The 16,759-nt window shown below is 74.3% G+C and carries 8 protein-coding genes; 3 read left to right on the forward strand and 5 right to left on the reverse strand.

All coding sequences use genetic code 11. The annotated features are described in order from the left end of the window. A partial coding sequence (locus EAO70_RS05300) for a MarR family winged helix-turn-helix transcriptional regulator (RefSeq protein ID WP_187283739.1) occupies positions 1 to 526 on the forward strand: 526 nt, incomplete at its 5' end. A 41-nt stretch (positions 527 to 567) separates the two neighbouring features. On the opposite strand, the gene EAO70_RS05305 is transcribed toward EAO70_RS05300, so the two are convergent. The 5 genes from EAO70_RS05305 to EAO70_RS05325 form a co-directional block, all read right to left on the reverse strand. Then, entirely contained in the window at positions 568 to 2,424 is a 1,857-nt protein-coding gene (locus EAO70_RS05305) for an SIP domain-containing protein (protein ID WP_148001846.1), read from the reverse strand. A 144-nt stretch (positions 2,425 to 2,568) separates the two neighbouring features. Then, on the reverse strand, positions 2,569 to 3,621 hold the full coding sequence (locus EAO70_RS05310) for an ABC transporter substrate-binding protein (protein WP_148001847.1): 1,053 nt from the start codon (positions 3,619 to 3,621) through the stop codon (positions 2,569 to 2,571). Positions 3,622 to 3,623: 2 nt separating this feature from the next. After that, positions 3,624 to 4,460: an ABC transporter ATP-binding protein gene (locus EAO70_RS05315; RefSeq protein WP_315986210.1), complete on the reverse strand. Its 837-nt coding sequence runs from the start codon at positions 4,458 to 4,460 to the stop codon at positions 3,624 to 3,626. Between the two features lie 98 nt (positions 4,461 to 4,558). Then, entirely contained in the window at positions 4,559 to 5,635 is a 1,077-nt protein-coding gene (locus EAO70_RS05320; RefSeq protein ID WP_148001848.1) for a FecCD family ABC transporter permease, read from the reverse strand. After that, positions 5,635 to 6,681, reverse strand: coding sequence for a FecCD family ABC transporter permease (locus EAO70_RS05325; RefSeq protein WP_148001849.1), 1,047 nt, complete (start codon positions 6,679 to 6,681; stop codon positions 5,635 to 5,637). Before EAO70_RS05325 ends, EAO70_RS05320 begins: the two co-directional genes overlap by 1 nt. 139 nt (positions 6,682 to 6,820) lie before the next feature. On the opposite strand from EAO70_RS05325, the gene EAO70_RS05330 reads away from it, so the two are divergent. Together EAO70_RS05330 and EAO70_RS05335 are read left to right on the forward strand one after the other, a co-directional pair. After that, entirely contained in the window at positions 6,821 to 7,576 is a 756-nt protein-coding gene (locus EAO70_RS05330) for a helix-turn-helix transcriptional regulator (protein WP_148001850.1), read from the forward strand. Positions 7,577 to 7,841: 265 nt separating this feature from the next. Further along, on the forward strand, positions 7,842 to 16,759 hold an 8,918-nt coding region (locus EAO70_RS05335), incomplete at its 3' end, for a non-ribosomal peptide synthetase (RefSeq protein ID WP_187283740.1).

Genomic DNA, 16,759 nt, shown 5'->3' on the forward strand with positions numbered 1-16,759 from the left:
GTGCCACAGGCGCAGCCCGCGGCCCTCCATGAGCATGACGCCGCCCAGCGTCCTCAACCTCAACGCGTACCTGATGTACGCCCTCGGCAAGGTCGCCCGGCGGAGGCTCACGGAACGGCTGGAGGGCCGCGGGCTGCGCCTGTGGCACCTGACCGTGATGACCCTGCTCGCCGACCTCGGCCCGCAGATGAAGACGGCCCTCGCCGCGCGGCTCGACATGAACGCCAGCGACCTGGTGAAGATCGTCAACGACCTCGCCCGCATCGGGCAGGTGGACTGCGTCCGCGACGACACCGACCGGCGCCGCGTCGTCGTCCGGCTCACCCCGGCGGGCCGGACGTACCTCGCCGAACTCAGCGCGGAGATCGCCACCGCGGACAACGAGATCCTGGCCCCGCTCGACCCGGCCGAGCGCGAGCAACTCGCCTCCCTGCTGCGCCGGGTGCACAGTCACCTCGAACGGTCCGCGGCCGGCACGGGACGCGGACGCAAGGACGTCCCGCCGGCTCCGCGCACCGGCTCCTGACCACCCGCCCGCTCCACCGGCATCGGCGCGCGACCCGCGGATCAGCGGCGGGCGAGGACCCAGAGGCGGTGGTCCCAGCCGATGTCCCGGCGCTCCCGCACGACCAGGCCCGCCCGCTCCGCCAGCGCGGAGATCTCGTCGGCCGCCCGGACCCCGGAGCCGAAGGCGCACTTGAGGCGGAGGTGGTGGAGGACCGCGTCTGCGTCGTCGGCGTCGGCCGCGGTGACCATCTCCACCAGGATCAGGGTGCCCTCCGGCACCAGACCCGCGGCGGCCTCGGAGAGGGTGTGGACGGCGTCCTCGTCGGCCAGCCACTCCAGCTGACGGGACATCAGCAGGGTGTCGGTACCGGCCGGGACGGCCGCGGACTGGGCGACCAGCTCGACCCGCGGCAGGACGTCCGTGTCGAGGACCTGGTCGCCCAGCACGCGCAGCACCGACGGCATGGCCGCGATCCGGGCGCGCAGCGCGGGGAACTCCTTCAGCAGGGCGTTGACCACGGTCGCCGCGCCGTGACCGGTCGCGGTCACCKCGGTGACCGCCGACCAGTCGTGGGCCCGGAGGACACCGGGAGCGATCCACATGGCCTCCTCCTCCACGGCGGTACGGGCGGTGCCCGCGAGCCTCGGGTCGTCCTCCATCGCGGCGGTCAGGGTCCGCCCGGTCAGCGTCCGGTAGCCGGCCTCGCCGGTGCGGACCGTGTGCAGGAGCCCGGAGAGCGAGGCGTCGAACGCGGCCTGGGCGCCCTCCAGGTGGTACTCCTCGGCCGAGTGGTCGTCCTCGACCAGCTCCTCGCTGACGGGAGTGAGCCGGTAGCCGTCCTCCCCCACCGCGAGGAGGTCGATCGAGACCAGGTAGTGGAGCAGCGCCTTCAGGGTCGGCGCGTCGGCCTCGGCGCGGCGGGCCAGCTCGCCCGCCTCGCGTACGCCGCCGTCGACCAGGTCGAAGAGACCGAGCGTGACGGCCGTCCGGATCGCGTAGCCGGGGGCCAGGTCCGTCAGCTCGTGCAGCCGCTCGTGGGCGTCGTCCCCGTCGTCCTCCGTCTCGACGGCGACCGGCGCGGCCCCCTCGACCGGGGCGGCCGGCGTGTGGTCCGTACGCCGCCAGTAGCCCGTGATGTGGGTGTGGTCGCGCGGGATCCGACGCTCCGCCACCAGGTAGCGACGGATGCCCTTGAGGGTGAGGGTCTCGCCGGCCACCCAGGCGAAGACGGTGCCCGGCAGCCACTCCGCCGTGCGCACCGCCTGTTCGAGGAGGTCGGTGGTGCCGGCGGGGGCGCCCTTGCGCGACAGCCAGACGATCTCGGCGTCGGCCCGGGTGGGCAGCTCCTGGCGGTGCGTGTCGTCGCCGATCTCGATGAAGACGCGGGCCTTGGTGCCCTCGGGCATCTCGGCGAGCCAGCGGCCGATGGCGGGCAGGGCCGTCTCGTCGCCGATCACGAGCAGCCAGTCGGCGCCCTCGGGGTGGCTGTGCGACATCTTCGGTCCGGCGATCCAGGCGCTGTCGCCCGGCTCGGCGTGCTCGGCCCAGGTGGAGGCGATGCCGCCGTCGTGGCGGACGAAGTCGAAGTCGATCTCCCCGGCCTCGGGGTCGTGCCGGACCGGGGTGTAGTCCTTGGCGACGGGGCGGCCGTCGGCGGGCCAGTCCAGGCTGCTGACGTTCTGGCCGGGGAGGATCAGGCGGCCGGTCTCGTCGGCGAAGAAGAACTTGACGTGGTCGTCGAAGCCCTCGGTCCGCAGGGCGGGGAGTTCGAGTCCGTTCTTCTCGAAGGCGTCGAGCTGGGCTCCGCCGAGGGTGAGGCGCCGCATTCCCGGGGTGATGTTCTCGGCGCGCAGGACGGTCAGTTCCCTCAGCACGATGGGGAAGGTGACGACCGAGCGGGGGCTGCGGGTGGACATGGAGGGGGCTCCTTTGGCACTGCGGTGGTCCGGGAACCGCGGCCGGGCGGACCGGTGGCCTGGTGACGCCGTCCGGTCCGCCCGGCCCGCGCGGGTGACGGGTGGGTGGTGCGGGGTGGTGCTGCCCCCGGAGGGGAGCGGGGATCACTTGCCGGCGACGGCCCGGGCGAGGATCGGGGTGAGCTTCTCGACGATCCAGGGGAAGCTCAGGGCGTCGGGGTAGGCGACCGCGGAGGAGAGGGTGTTCTCCGAGGGAATCACCGCGTAGTGCTTGCCCTTGACGACGGTGAGGGACTGGAAGAGCTTGTTGCTCTCCAGTTCGGAGGCGCTGAGCAGGCCGTTGTCACCGAAGGGGTACGTCATGAGCAGGACGTCGGCCTCCAGTTCGTCCAGGTTCTCCAGGCTGACGGCGTTCTTGTCGGCCGTGTAGGCGGCGGCCTTGGCGGTCTTCCTCAGGCCGATCTGCTCGAAGATGCCCGGGTCCTGGTCGGCGTGGGACATGAAGGTCAGCTGCTCGGGGTGGACGACCGCGTAGGTGTACGTCTTGCCCTTGAACTCGGGGTGGGCGGCGGCCGCGTCGGCGATGGCCTTGCCGTTGGCGGCGATGACCCTGTCCGCCTGGGCCGTCAGACCGAGGGCCTTGGCGGCGTTCTTCAGGCGCTCCTGCCAGGTCAGGGTGTCGGCGCCCTTCTTGTCGGCGTAGGTGACGACCGGCGCGATCGGCGCGAGCTTGGCGTAGTCCGTGTCCATGGACCAGGTGTTCATGCCGAGGATGACGTCCGGGGCCTCGGCGGCGATGGCCTCGAAGTCGGTGCCGTCGGTGTCGTCGTACGTCTTGAGCTTGCCGGCGCCGAGCTTGGTGAGGGCGCGCTGCTTGTACTCGGGGACGGGGCCGCCGTCCTCCGCGTCCGGGGTGATGACGGGGACCAGGCCGAGCGCGAGCGCGATGGAGGTGTCGCCGTCGGAGACGGTGGCGACCTTCAGCGGCTTCTCGGCGACCTCGGTCTTGCCCCAGGCGTTGGTGAGGGTGACCGGGAAGGCGGCCGCGGCCGTGCTGCCGCCGGTGGTCGGCTTGTCGGAGCCGGCCTTGTCCTCCGTACCGGAGCCGCAGCCGACGAGCAGCGTGGCCGCCGCGGCGGCGGCGATCAGGGTGCGGACGGCGGAGCGTCGGGCGGCGGGTCTTGCGAGGCGGTTCATGATCAGTTCTCCTGCGGGTGGTGGCGGCCGAGGGGGAAGATCTGCGGCCGTGCCGTGAGGGGGTGGGGGACGACGACGCACTTGAGGCCGAAGACCTCGGCCACGGTGTCGGCGTCGAGCACCTCTTCGGGCGTGCCCTGCCGGATGACGCGTCCGTCGCGCATGGCGACGATGGTCGAGGCGTAGAGGGCAGCCTGGTTGAGGTCGTGGGAGACGAGCACGATGGTCTTGCCCGTCTGTTCGTTGAGGTCGGCGAGGAGGTCCATCACCTCGATCTGGTGGGCGACGTCCAGATAGGTGGTGGGCTCGTCGAGCAGCAGGGTCGGGGTGTCCTGGGCCAGGGCCAGGGCGATCCAGACGCGCTGGCGCTGTCCGCCGGAGAGCTGGTCGACGGGACGGTCGACGAGTTCGGCGGTGCCGGTGGCCCGCAGGGCCTCGGCGATGACGGTGTCGTCGTGGGCGTCGCGGCGGCGGCCGAACTGGCGGTGCGGGTGCCGTCCGCGCCAGACCAGGTCGCCGACGGTGATGCTCTCCGGGGCGACCGGGGACTGGGGCAGTACGCCGAGCCGGCGGGCCACCTCACGGGTGGGCAGCCGGTGGATGTCGGCGCCTTCGAGGAGGACCGATCCGGCGGTGAGCGGCAGCAGCCGGGCCAGCGACTTGAGGAGGGTGGACTTTCCGCAGGCGTTGGGGCCGACGAGCGCGGTGATGCGGCCGGCCTCGATCCGCAGGGAGAGGTCCTCGATGACGGGGGTGCCGCTGTATCCGGCGCCGATGCCCCGCGCTTCGAGCCGGGCCGTCGCCCCGGTGGCGGTACGGGTCTCGGTGTCGGCTGTCACGGGCTTCCGGGTCTCGGTCTCGGGTCCGCCGGTCGGGGGGCCGTCCGGGTGGGGCCCGGTGGTCTCCAGGCCGTCGGTCTGCGGTGTCGCGGCGTGTGTCACGAGGCTCCCTGCCTGCGTCGAAGGATCAGCCAGACGAAGTAGGGCGCGCCGAGCAGCGCGGTCAGGACTCCGGTGGGCACCGGGCTGATCACCGGCGCGTGCTGGGCGAGGACGTCGGCGCCGATGACGATGACGGCGCCGACGGCCGGGGCGACGGCCGTCGAGCGGTCGACTCCCACGAGCCGTACGGCGATGGGTCCGCTGATCAGCGAGACGAAGCCGATGGGTCCGACGACGCTGGTGGCGAGGGCCGCGGCGGCGGCTCCGAGGAGCAGGACGCCGACGCGGACCGTCGTCACCCGGGTCCCGAGGCCCGCGGCGAAGCCGTCGCCCAGGCCGAGGGTGCCGAGGGGCCGGGCGACCAGGAGGGCGGCGAGCAGACAGACGCCGAGGCCGACGGCGAGCGTGGTGACGCCGTCCCAGTCGGCCGCGTTGGTGGATCCGACGGTCCAGCGCATGGCGATGGCGATGCTCTGCTGGTCGGCGACGGTGAACAGGTAGTTGGTGTAGGCGGTGCAGACCGCGCTCAGGCCGATGCCCACCAGGACGAGCCGGTAGGTGTCGACCCCGCCCCGCCAGCTGAGCAGTTGGACGGCGGCGACCAGGACGAAGGAGCCGACGACGGCGGCCGCCGGGACGCCGACGCTGAAGGCGGCGGGGGCGTAGAGCAGCGCGGTCGCGGCGCCGGCTCCGGCGCCGGCCGAGATGCCGACGATGTCGGGGGTGGYGAGCGGGTTGCGGATGAGCCGCTGGTAGAGCGAGCCGGCGAGGCCGAAGAGGGCTCCGGAGAGGAGCGCGGCCAGCGCCCTCGGCATGCGCAGCTGGAAGATCATGTAGTCGGCGAGGCCGTCGCGCAGGCCGAACATGGCGGGCAGGACGTCGGCGGGGGCGACCCGGCCGATGCCGCCGATGAGGACGGAGGCGGCCGTCAGGGCGAGCAGCGCGGCAGCGAGCACGGCGGCGACCACGAGGGTGCGGCGGTTGCGGGCGCGTCGGCCGGAGYGCAGGTGCGCGACGACGGCGGGGGTGGTCGGGGTGTCCGGCCGCGCGGGCCGGAGGTCGGTCGTGGTCATCACATCTTCACCAGGTCCCGGCGGCGGGCGAGCCAGACGAAGAAGGGGGTGCCGACGATCGCGGTCATGAGGCCCACCTGGATCTCCCCGTGGTCGAGGATGAGCCGTCCGGCGGTGTCGGAGGCCGTGAGGAGGACGGCGCCGACGGCCATGGAGATCGGCAGGGACCAGCGGTGGTCGGGGCCGGTGAGCAGCCGGGCGCAGTGGGCGGCGACCAGTCCGACGAAGGCGACCGGGCCGACGGCGGCGGTGGCCGCGGCGCAGAGCAGGACGGCGACGGCGGCGCTGAAGAGCCGTGCCCGCTCGACCCGGACGCCGAGGGCGCGGGCGGTGTCGTCGCCGAGGCCGAGGATGTTGAGGGTGCCGCCGAGCGGCAGTGCGAGCAGGAGTCCGCAGAGTACGAACGGCATGATCTGGTCCATGACGTCGGCCCGGCCGGTGAGTTGGCCGACGGACCAGAACCTCAGGTGGGCGAAGGCCTCCTTGTCGCGGACGACGAGGAGGGTGATGAGGGAGGACATCACGGCGGCGAGGGCGACTCCGGCGAGCACCAGTCCGACGGCGGAGCTGCCCGCGTCGGTGCGGGTGCCGATCAGGTAGACCAGTGAGGCGGCGAGCGCGGAGCCCGCCAGGGCCAGCCAGAAGTAGCCGCTGACATCGGTGACGCCGAGGAACATGATGCCGAACACGACGAACATGGCGGCGCCCTGCTCGACCCCGAGGATGCCGGGGTCCGCGAGGGGGTTCGCGGTGAGCGCCTGCATGATCATTCCGGAGGCGCCGAGGGCGGCGCCGACGGCGATGCCGAGCAGGGTCCTGGGGATGCGTTCGGTCCACAGGACGTGGGAGTTGTACGCCTGACCGTCCGGGTGGAGCAGGATGCGGACGACTTCCAGGGGGGAGATGTCCCGGGAGCCGAGCGCGATTCCGGCCAGCAGGGTGGCGATCACGGCGGCGATGGCGATCACCGCGACGGTCGCGCCGCGCGAGAGCCGGGTCCGTACCGGTGACAGCGGGGCTCTCACCGGTGGGGACGTGTCTGTCATGGGATGTTCCTGTTCCTCACGGGTCGTGCGGCAGCTTAGGTTACCCTTACCTAAGCTCCGCTCATCCAAGCAGGAGCCCGACCGATCACACCGAGAGACCGGGAATCCGTCCCGGTCCCTGCGGACCAGGGGGTGGGCGATGGCCCAGGAGAGAACGGCCGCCGCGGCGGACGAGGACTTCATCACGGCGGGCGGTCACCCGCCCCACACACACGACTTCCACCAGCTGCTCTACGTGGCGCTGGGCCGGATATCGGTCTCCGCGGCGGGCGCCGCCCATGAACTCACCCCGTCCGTCGCCCTGTGGATCCCCGCGGGCACCGCGCACAGCGCACGCTTCCACCCCGACTCCCTGGTGCTCGCCGAGCCCTTCGACCCCGGTACCCATGAACTCCCCTACGAGGAGCCCACGGTGGTCCGGATCGACGAGGCGCAGCGACGCCTGCTGCTCGCCCGGACGCGGGGCGGTTCCGGCGCCGACGAGGCTTCCGCTTTCGCGCTGCTGACCGGGTCCCCGTCCGCCGCACTGCCGGTGCCGCGCCCTACGAGCGAGTCGGCCCGCTCGGTGGCCGGCGCGCTGCTGCGCAGGCCGGACGACCAGCGGACCGCCACCGAGTGGGCGGAGAGCCTCCACACCAGCTCGACCAGCCTGCGCCGCGCCTTCCGCAACGAGACGGGGCTGGCCTTCTCCGAGTGGCGCACGCGGGTGCGCCTGAACCGCTCACTGGATCTCCTGGACCGGGGCCATCTGGTGGGAACGGCCGCCTCCCGAGTGGGTTTCGTGAGCACGAACGGCTACATCATGGCCTTCCGGAAGCACTTCGGCTGCACGCCGGGAGCCTGGGTCAAGGGCCGTGCGGAGCAGGCCGGTTCCGGTTCGGAGCGGGCGAGCTGAGGAGCGTTCCCCATCGCTCCGCATCCTCGGGCCGGGGCGCCGGAGCCCACTTGACAGCCCCTCAACCCTCCAGGATCTTAGGCTAGCCTTACCTAATCGCTTGGGTGTCAGGGCGGCCGGCCTCCGGCCCGCCCGGGCGGTCGGACCCTTCGGGACGACTCCCCCGCGCCGTCCCCGGCTGTCCCTCGCCTCCCCCGACTCCCCTCCTCGCCCTTCCCTTCCGCGTCCGGACCGATCCGCCGCGGGTGAACCTGGAGCAAGATCCATGACCGAGCGTGCTTTGCGGCGTCTCCCCCTCACCGGGGCCCAGACCGGTGTCTGGTACGGGCAGCGGCTCGCCCCCGACTCCCCGGTCTACAACGTCGGCCAGTACGTCGAGATCGACGGCCCGGTCGACCCGGACCTCTTCGAGGCGGCCGTCCGCCGGGTCCTCGACGAGTGCGAGGCCCTCACCGTCCGCTTCGAGGAGGACGAGTCGGGCACCCCGTGGCAGCTCCTCGCCGAGGAGCCCTGCCGGGGACCGGTCCTGGACACGGTCGACCACCGCGCGGAGGCCGACCCCGAGGCCGCCGCGCTCGCCCGGATGCGCGCCGACATGGGCACGCCCGCCGACCCGGCCGGCTCCCCGCTCTTCGCGTTCGCCCTGCACCTCGTGGCCCCCGGCCGCACGCTCTGGTACCAGCGCGTCCACCACATCGCGCTCGACGCCTACGGCTTCTCGCTGGTCTCCCGCCGTACCGCCGAGGTGTACTCGGCGCTCGTCCGCGGCGAGGAGCCCGGCCCGACCCCGTTCGGCCCGCTCTCCGCCGTACTGGACGAGGAGAGCGCCTACCGCGCGGGCGAGCGGTACGCCGAGGACCGGGCCCACTGGCTCGCCCGCCTCGACGGCCGCACCGCCCACGAACCGCTGTCCGGCGCCTCGTTCCCCGCGGCGCCCGACTTCCTGCGCGCCGAGGCCGTCGTCGGACCCGAGGCGACCGCCGGGATCCACGCCCTCGCCCGGGCCTCCCGCGCCACCTGGGCCGATGTCGTGACGGCCGCGTTCGCCGCCTTCCTGCACCGCTCCACCGGCGACCGCGACGTCCTCCTGTCGCTGCCCGCGATGGCCCGGCTGGGCTCCGCCGCCCTCTCGGTCCCCGCGATGGTCGTCAACGTGCTGCCGCTGCGCGTCGCCGTCCGGCCCGAGCAGCCGCTGGCCGCGCTGGTCGCCGAGGTCGCGGACGGCGTCCGCGGGCTCCGCCGCCACCAGCGCTACCGCGCCGAGGACATCCGCCGCGACCTCGGCCTCGTCGGCCGCGACCGCGGCCCGCTCGGCCCGATGGTCAACGTGAAGGCCTTCGACAACGCCCTCGCCTTCGCCGGCGCCCCCGGCTCCGTCCACAACATCGCCGCGGGCCCGGTGGACGACCTCACCCTCGCCGTCCACCACGACGCCGCCGAGGGCCGCATCCGCCTCGAACTCGACGCCAACCCGCTGGCCTACGACGCCGCTTCGCTCGCCGCCAGGACCGCGGAGTTCGCCCACTTCCTCACCGAGACCGCCACCGCCGGCCCCGACACCCCCGTCGGCCGCCCCGACCTGGTCGACGCCGCGCACCGGCGCGCCCTCGCCGAGGCGGCGGACGCCACCGGGCGGGAGACCGAGCCCGGCACCGTCGTGGACGCCTTCGCCGCGCGCGCCCTCGCCCACCCGGAGGAGACCGCCCTCATCGCGGGCCGGGACTCCCTCACGTACGCGGAACTGGACGCCCGCGCCAACAGACTGGCCCGGCTGCTCGCCGCGCGCGGTGTCGGCCCGGAGTCCTTCGTCGGCCTCGCCCTGCCCCGCGGCACCGATCTCGTCGTCGCCCTCCTCGCCGTCCTCAAGGCCGGCGGCGCCTATCTGCCGCTCGACCTGGACTACCCGGCCGACCGCCTGGAGTTCATGGTCCAGGACGCCCGCCCGGTCTGCGTCCTCACCACCCTCGCCGGTGCTCCCGCCGCCCCGGACGTCCGCGGCACCGAGACCCTCGTCCTGGACGCGCCCGACACCCTGGCCGCGCTCGCCGACCTCTCCGCCGCCCCGCTCGACGGGGCCGGGGCGCCCGCGCTCTCCGGCGACCACCCGGCATACGTCATCCACACCTCGGGCTCCACCGGCCGCCCCAAGGGCGTCGTCGTCCCGCACGCCGCGCTCGCCAACTTCCTGCGGATGCAGGCCCACGAGCTGGCCATGGTCCCGGGAGACCGGCTCGTCGCCGTCACCACGATCTCCTTCGACATCGCCGCGCTCGAACTCCACGTACCGCTGATCAGCGGCGCGACGGTGGTCCTCGCCGACCGCGACACCGTCCGCGACCCGGCCGCGCTCACCGCCCTGGTCGACACCCACCGCCCGGCGGTCATGCAGGCCACCCCGTCCCTGTGGCAGGCCCTCCTGGAGGACGGCCGACCGACCGCCCTCGGCACCACGAAGGTCCTCGTCGGCGGCGAGGCGCTGCCCGCCGCCCTGGCCGAGCGGCTGACCCGGACGGCCGGATCCGTCACCAACGTGTACGGGCCGACCGAGGTCACCGTCTGGGCGACCTCCGCCGTCCTGCCCTCGGACCACACCGGCACCCCGGACATCGGCCTGCCCTTCTGGAACACCCGCGCCCACGTCCTCGACGGCGCCCTGCGCCCCACCCCCGACGGCCGCCCCGGCGAGCTGTACCTCGCGGGCGCCCAGCTCGCCCGCGGCTACCTCGGCCGCTTCGCCCTGACCGCCGAGCGCTTCGTCGCCGACCCGTACGGCCCGCCCGGCACCCGCATGTACCGCACGGGCGACCTGGTGCGCCGCCGCCCCGACGGCCGCATCGACTTCGTCGGCCGCGCCGACGACCAGGTCAAGGTCCGCGGCTTCCGCATCGAACTCGGCGAGATCGAAAGCGTCCTGACGGGCCGTCCGGAGGTCGGGCGCGCGGTCGTCGTGGTCCGCGAGGACGTGCCGGGCTCCCAGCTCCTCGTCGGCTACGTGACCGCAGCCGAGGGCCTCGCCCCGGACGCCGAGACCCTGCGGCAGGCCGCCGCCGAGCGGCTGCCCGCCTACATGGTGCCGTCCGCCGTGGTCGTCCTCGACGCCTTCCCGCTCACCTCCAACGGCAAGGTCGACCGCAGATCCCTGCCCGCCCCCGACCTGGCCGGGCTCACCACGGCGGGCGGGCGGGCTCCCCGCGACGCCCGCGAGGAGATCGTCTGCGGTGTCTTCGCCGACGTCCTGGAGCTGGACCCGGTCGGCCCCGAGGACGACTTCTTCGACCTCGGCGGCCACTCCCTGCTCGCCGCCCGCGTGGCCGCCCGGGTCCGCGGCGCCCTGGGCACCGAGTGCGGCGTCCGGGACGTCTTCGAGGCCCGCACCCCGGCCGCGCTCGCCGAACGCCTCGGCGCCCACGGGGAGTCCGCGTCCCGCCCGGCCCTCGCGGCGGCCGGACGCCCCGAGGTGCTGCCGCTCTCCCACGCGCAGCGCCGGCTGTGGTTCCTCCACCAGATGGAGGGCCCGAGCACCACGTACAACATCCCCTTCGTGGCCCGCTTCGCCGAACGCCTCGACACGGCAGCGCTCGACGCGGCCCTCCGCGACGTCGTCGCCCGGCACGAGAGCCTGCGCACCGTCTTCACCGACCACGAAGGCGAGCCCGCCCAGCGCATCCTGGCCCCCGCGGACGCGGGCGTGTCCCTCCGGGTCGAGGAGACCGGCCGGGAGCACCTGGACGGGGCGGTGGAGCGTGCCCTCGGGCACCTCTTCGACCTGGCCTCGGAGGCTCCCGTACGGGTCACGGTGGTGCGCGACACGGAGGGCGGAACCGACGCCCTGGTGGTCGTCCTGCACCACATCGCGAGCGACGAGTGGTCGATGGGACCGTTCCTGAACGGTCTGGAGCCGGCCTACGCGGCCCGTCGCGCGGGCCGCGCCCCGGAGTTCGCCGGACCGGGCGCCGGACTCCCCGTCCAGTACGCCGACTTCGCCCTCTGGCAGCGGGACGTCCTCGGCGACCCGGCCGACCCCGGCTCCCTCGCCGGCCGCCAGGCCGCGTACTGGCGCGAGGCGCTGGCCGGCCTGCCCGCCGAGCAGACCCTGCCCACCGACCGTCCCCGGCCGGCCGTGGCGAGCAACGCGGGCGGCATGGTCCACCGCGAGGTTCCCGCCGCGCTCGCCTCCCACCTCCGCGCCCTCGCCCGCGAGTCCGGCAGCAGCGTCTTCATGGTCGTCCACGCGGCCGTCGCGACCCTGCTGCACCGGCTGGGCGCCGGCGACGACATCCCCCTCGGCAGCCCCGTCGCCGGCCGCTCCGACGCGGCGCTCGACGAGCTCGTCGGCTTCTTCGTCAACACCCTGGTGCTCCGCACCGACCTGTCCGGCGACCCCGACTTCACGACGCTCCTGGCGCGCGTCCGCGCCGCCGACCTCGCCGCGCTCGACCACGCCGACCTGCCCTTCGACACCGTCGTCGAGACCGTGAACCCGGACCGCTCGCCGACCCGGCACCCGCTCTTCCAGACCATGGTGTCGCACAGCACCGTCACCCAGGACGTCCGCGCGCTCTTCGGCCTCGACGCACGCGTGGACCGGGTCGACCCCGGCGTCACCAAGTTCGACCTCGACATCACGTTCTCCGACACCGCCCACGGGGACACCCTCGACCTGGAGGTCTTCTACTCCTCCGCACTCTTCGACCGGTCGACCGCCGACGCGCTCGCCGAGCGGCTGCTGCGCGTCCTGGAGCAGGCCGTCGCCGACCCCTCGGCCCCGGTCTCCTCGTACGAGCTGCGCTCCGACGCCGAGCGGGCCCTCCTGGAGCGGTGGAACGACACCGCCGTCGACCACCCGCGCGAGAGCGTGGTCGAGATCCTCGACCGGCAGATCGCCCGCACCCCCGACGCCGTCGCCCTCGTCTGCGGCGAGGAGCGCCTCACCTTCGCCGCGCTCGGCGACCGGGTCTCCCGGCTCGCGCTGCTCCTCACCGAGGAGGGCGTGGGTCCCGACGCGGTCGTGGCGCTCGGCGTGCCCCGGTCCGCCGACTCCGTCGTGGCCGCCTTCGCCGTCCTGAAGGCCGGCGGCGCCTATCTGCCGCTCGACCTCGACCACCCGGCGGAACGCCTGGAGTACATGCTGCGGGACGCGGCGCCCGTCTGCGCCGTCACCACCGCCTCCTCCGACGGCGCCGTCCCGCGCCTGCCCGGCGCGGCCCGGCTCGTCCTGGACGACCCGGCGGTACGGACCCGGCTCGCGGCCGCCTCCGGCCCCATGTCTCGCGCGCCCCGCGCCGACGACCTGGCGTACGTCATCTACACCTCGGGATCCACCGGCCGCCCGAAGGGGGTCGGGCTCCACCACGCCGGCCTCGCCAACCTCTACCGGGACCACGAGCGCGCGCTGTACCGCCCGGTCGCCGAGCGGCTCGGGCGCCGGGTCCGCGCCCTGCACACCGCCTCGTTCTCCTTCGACTCCTCCTGGGAACAGCTCCTCTGGCTGATCGCCGGGCACGAGCTGCACGTCCTCGACGAGTACGGCCGCCGCGACGCGGACGCCGTCGTCGCCCATGTCCGCGAGCACCGCATCGACGCGCTCGACGTCACCCCGTCGTACGGCCGCCACCTGCTGGACGCGGGTCTCCTCACCGGCGACGTGCATCCCCCGCTCCTCCTCCTCGGCGGCGAGGCGGTCCCGCCCGCCCTGTGGAACGAGCTGCGGGAGATCCCGGAGGTGGAGACCGTCAACTACTACGGCCCCACCGAGTTCACCGTCGACGCGCTCGTCGCCCGCGTCACGGACTGCCCGACACCCGTCGTCGGCCGCCCGCTGGACAACACCCGGGCCCACGTCCTGGACGCCGGCCTCCGGCCGGTCCCGACGGGCGTCCCCGGCGAGCTGTACCTCGCCGGCGCCCAGAACGCCCGCGGCTACCTCGGGCGGCCCGCCCTCACGGCCGAACGCTTCGTCGCCGACCCGTACGGGCCCGCCGGCAGCCGTATGTACCGCACCGGCGACGTCGTCCGCCGCCGCGCCGACGGCCTGATCGAGTTCCTCGGCCGCGTCGACGACCAGGTGAAGATCCGCGGCTTCCGCGTCGAGCCCGGCGAGGTCGAGGCCGCCGTGACGGCACTCCCCGGGGTGGCCTCGGCCGCCGTCCTCGTCCGCGAGGACACCCCCGGCGTCCCCCGCCTCGTGGCGTACGTGACCGGCGGCGCGGAACCGGCGGAGGTCCGCCGCGCGCTCGCCGAGGAGCTGCCGGAGTACATGGTGCCCGCGGCCGTGGTCGCCCTGGACGTCCTCCCGGTGAACGTCAACGGCAAGCTGGACCGGGCGGCACTGCCCGTGCCCGCGCCGACGGCGGTCGAGCCCACGCGGGCCCCGCGCGGGCCACTGGAGGAACGTCTCGCCTCCGTGTACGCCGAGGTGCTCGGGCTCGCGGCCGTCGGTGCCGAGGACGACTTCTTCGCCCTCGGCGGCCACTCGCTGCTCGCCACCCGGGTCGTGGCCCGCGTCCGCGCGACCGGTACGGCGTGCACGGTGCGCGACGTCTTCGAGGCGCGTACGGTCGCGGCGCTCGCGGCCCGCCTCGCGGAGCGCACGGCCTCGGCCCGCCCCGTCCTGGCCCGGGCCGCCGAGCGCCCCGAGCTGCTGCCGCTCTCCTCCGCCCAGCAGCGGCTGTGGTTCCTGCACCGCGTCGAGGGCCCCTCCGCCACCTACACCATCCCGCTCGCCCTGCGGCTGCGCGGCACCGTGGACGAGTCCGCCCTGCGCGCGGCCCTCGGGGACGTGACCGGCCGGCACGAGGTGCTGCGCACGGTGTTCGCGGAGACCGACGGGGAGCCGTACCAGCGGATCCTGGCGGCCGGCGCGGCCGAGGTGCCGTTCGCGGTCCGCCGCGTCCCGGCCGGCGAGCTGTCGTCGCTCGTGGAGGCGGCGGCCACCGAGGTCTTCGACCTCACGGCCGAACTCCCGCTGCGCGCGGTCCTCTTCAGCACCTCCGCCGACGAGCACGTCCTGGTCGTGCTGCTGCACCACATCGCGACGGACGAGTGGTCCACCGGTCCGCTCCTCGCCGACCTGGACACCGCCTACGCGGCCCGCGCCGCCGGTCACGCGCCGGAGTTCGCGCCGCTCGCCGTCCAGTACGCCGACTACGCCCTCTGGCAGCGCGCGCTCCTCGGCGACCCGGGCGACCGCGACTCCCTCGCCGCCCGCCAGGCCGCCTACTGGCGGGACGCCCTCGCCGGCGTCCCGGAGGAGCTGGCCCTCCCCACCGACCGGCCGCGCCCCGCCACGCCCTCGTACCGGGGCGACACGGTCACGGCGGAGCTGCCCACCGCTCTGGTCACCGCACTCGACGGGCTGGTGGCGGAGTCCGGCGCGACGATGTTCATGGTGGTGCACGCCGCCGTCGCGACCCTGCTGCACCGGCTCGGCGCGGGCCACGACATCCCCCTGGGCACCCCCGTCGCGGGCCGCGGCGACAGCGCCCTGGACGAACTCGTCGGCTTCTTCGTCAACACGGCTGTCCTGCGCACCGATCTCGGCGGCGACCCCACGTTCGACGAGCTGCTGCGCCGGGTGCGGGCCACCGACCTCGCCGCGCTCGACCACGCCGACCTGCCCTTCGACGCCGTCGTGGAAGCGGTCAATCCGGCCCGCTCCCTCTCCCGTCACCCCCTCTTCCAGACGATGGTGGCGTACGAGGGCGGCGGCCCCGACACCTCCCGGCTGCTCGGCACCGACGCCGGGGAGTACGAAGTCCTGGGCGGTGCGGCCAAGTTCGACCTGGAGATCCTGTTCCGGCGCACGGAGCGGGCGGGTGTGCCCGGCATGAGCTGCGGGGTCCGGTACGCCACCGACCTGTTCGAGCGGGCCGGTGCCGAGCGGCTGACGGAGCGTCTGCTCCGGCTGCTGGCCGCCGTGGTGGCCGATCCGGCCGCGCCCGTGACGTCGATCGACCTGATGGACGCGGCCGAACGGCGGCGGCTGGACGGCTGGAACGACACCGCGCGCGTCCTGGACGGACCGGCCGACCTGGCCGACCTCGTCGCCGCCGGATCCGACCGCGCCGCCCGTGCCGCCCACGCCACCGGCTCCGAAAGCCCCGCGCTCGTCTTCGAGGGCGAAGACCTCTCCCGTACGGACTTCGACGCACGCGTCAACCGGCTCGCCCGCCTCCTCGTCGGACGCGGAGTCGGACCCGAGTCCGTCGTCGGTGTCGCCCTCCCCCGCTCCTTCGACCTCCTCATCGCCATCCACGCCGTCGTCCGCGCGGGCGGCGCCTACCTCCCCCTCGACCTCACCCTCCCCGCCGACCGCCTCACCCACATGACGGACACGACACGGCCGGTCTGCGTGCTGACCGACCTCGAAGGGCTCGGATCGCTGCCCCCGGCGTGCGAGGCCGAACCGGTCGTCCTGGACGCGCCCGAGGTCCGCGCCGAGCTGGAGGAGCTGTCGGACGCCGAGGTGACGGACGAGGACCGGCTCGCCCCACTGCTGCCGCACCACCCGGCGTACGTCATCTTCACCTCCGGCTCCACCGGACGGCCGAAGGGCGTGATGGTCGAGCACCGCGCGATCGTCAACCGCCTGCAGTGGATGCAGCACGCGTACCTCCTCGGGGGCACCGACCGGGTTCTCCAGAAGACCCCGACCGGGTTCGACGTCTCCGTCTGGGAACTCTTCTGGCCCCTCACCCAAGGCGTCCCCCTGGTCATCGCCCGCCCCGAAGGCCACAAGGACCCCGAGTACCTCGCCGAGCTGATCCGCCAACAGCGGGTCACCGTCCTGCACTTCGTCCCGTCCATGCTCCAGGCGTTCCTGGACGGCGTCGACGCGGCGACCTGCCCGAGCCTGCGACTCGTGGTGTGCAGCGGCGAGGCCCTCCCCGCCGATCTCGTGACCCGCTTCCACGCCTCCGCGGGGGATCTCACGATCGCCCTGGAGAACCTGTACGGACCGACCGAGGCGGCCGTCGACGTCACCGCCGCGACCTGCCTGCCCGGGGAGGCGACCGGCGTCTCCGCCTCGATCGGCTCCCCGGTCTGGAACACCCGTGTCCACGTCCTGGACGACCGCCTCCGGCCCGCCCCCGTCGGCGTCCCCGGCGAGCTGTACCTCGCCGGCGTCCAACTCGCCCGCGGCTACCTCTCCCGCCCCGACCTCACCGCCGAACGCTTCGTCGC

The sequence above is a fragment of the Streptomyces sp. adm13(2018) genome (assembly GCF_008042145.1).
In the GTDB taxonomy this organism is placed as follows: domain Bacteria; phylum Actinomycetota; class Actinomycetes; order Streptomycetales; family Streptomycetaceae; genus Streptomyces.

Excerpts from the sequence above, each read along its gene's own strand:
- EAO70_RS05310 (WP_148001847.1), bottom strand. The coding sequence starts at position 3,621 with ATGAACCGCCTCGCAAGACCCGCCGCCCGACGCTCCGCCGTCCGCACC.
- EAO70_RS05330 (WP_148001850.1), top strand. The coding sequence starts at position 6,821 with ATGGCCCAGGAGAGAACGGCCGCCGCGGCGGACGAGGACTTCATCACG.
- EAO70_RS05325 (WP_148001849.1), bottom strand. The coding sequence starts at position 6,681 with ATGACAGACACGTCCCCACCGGTGAGAGCCCCGCTGTCACCGGTACGG.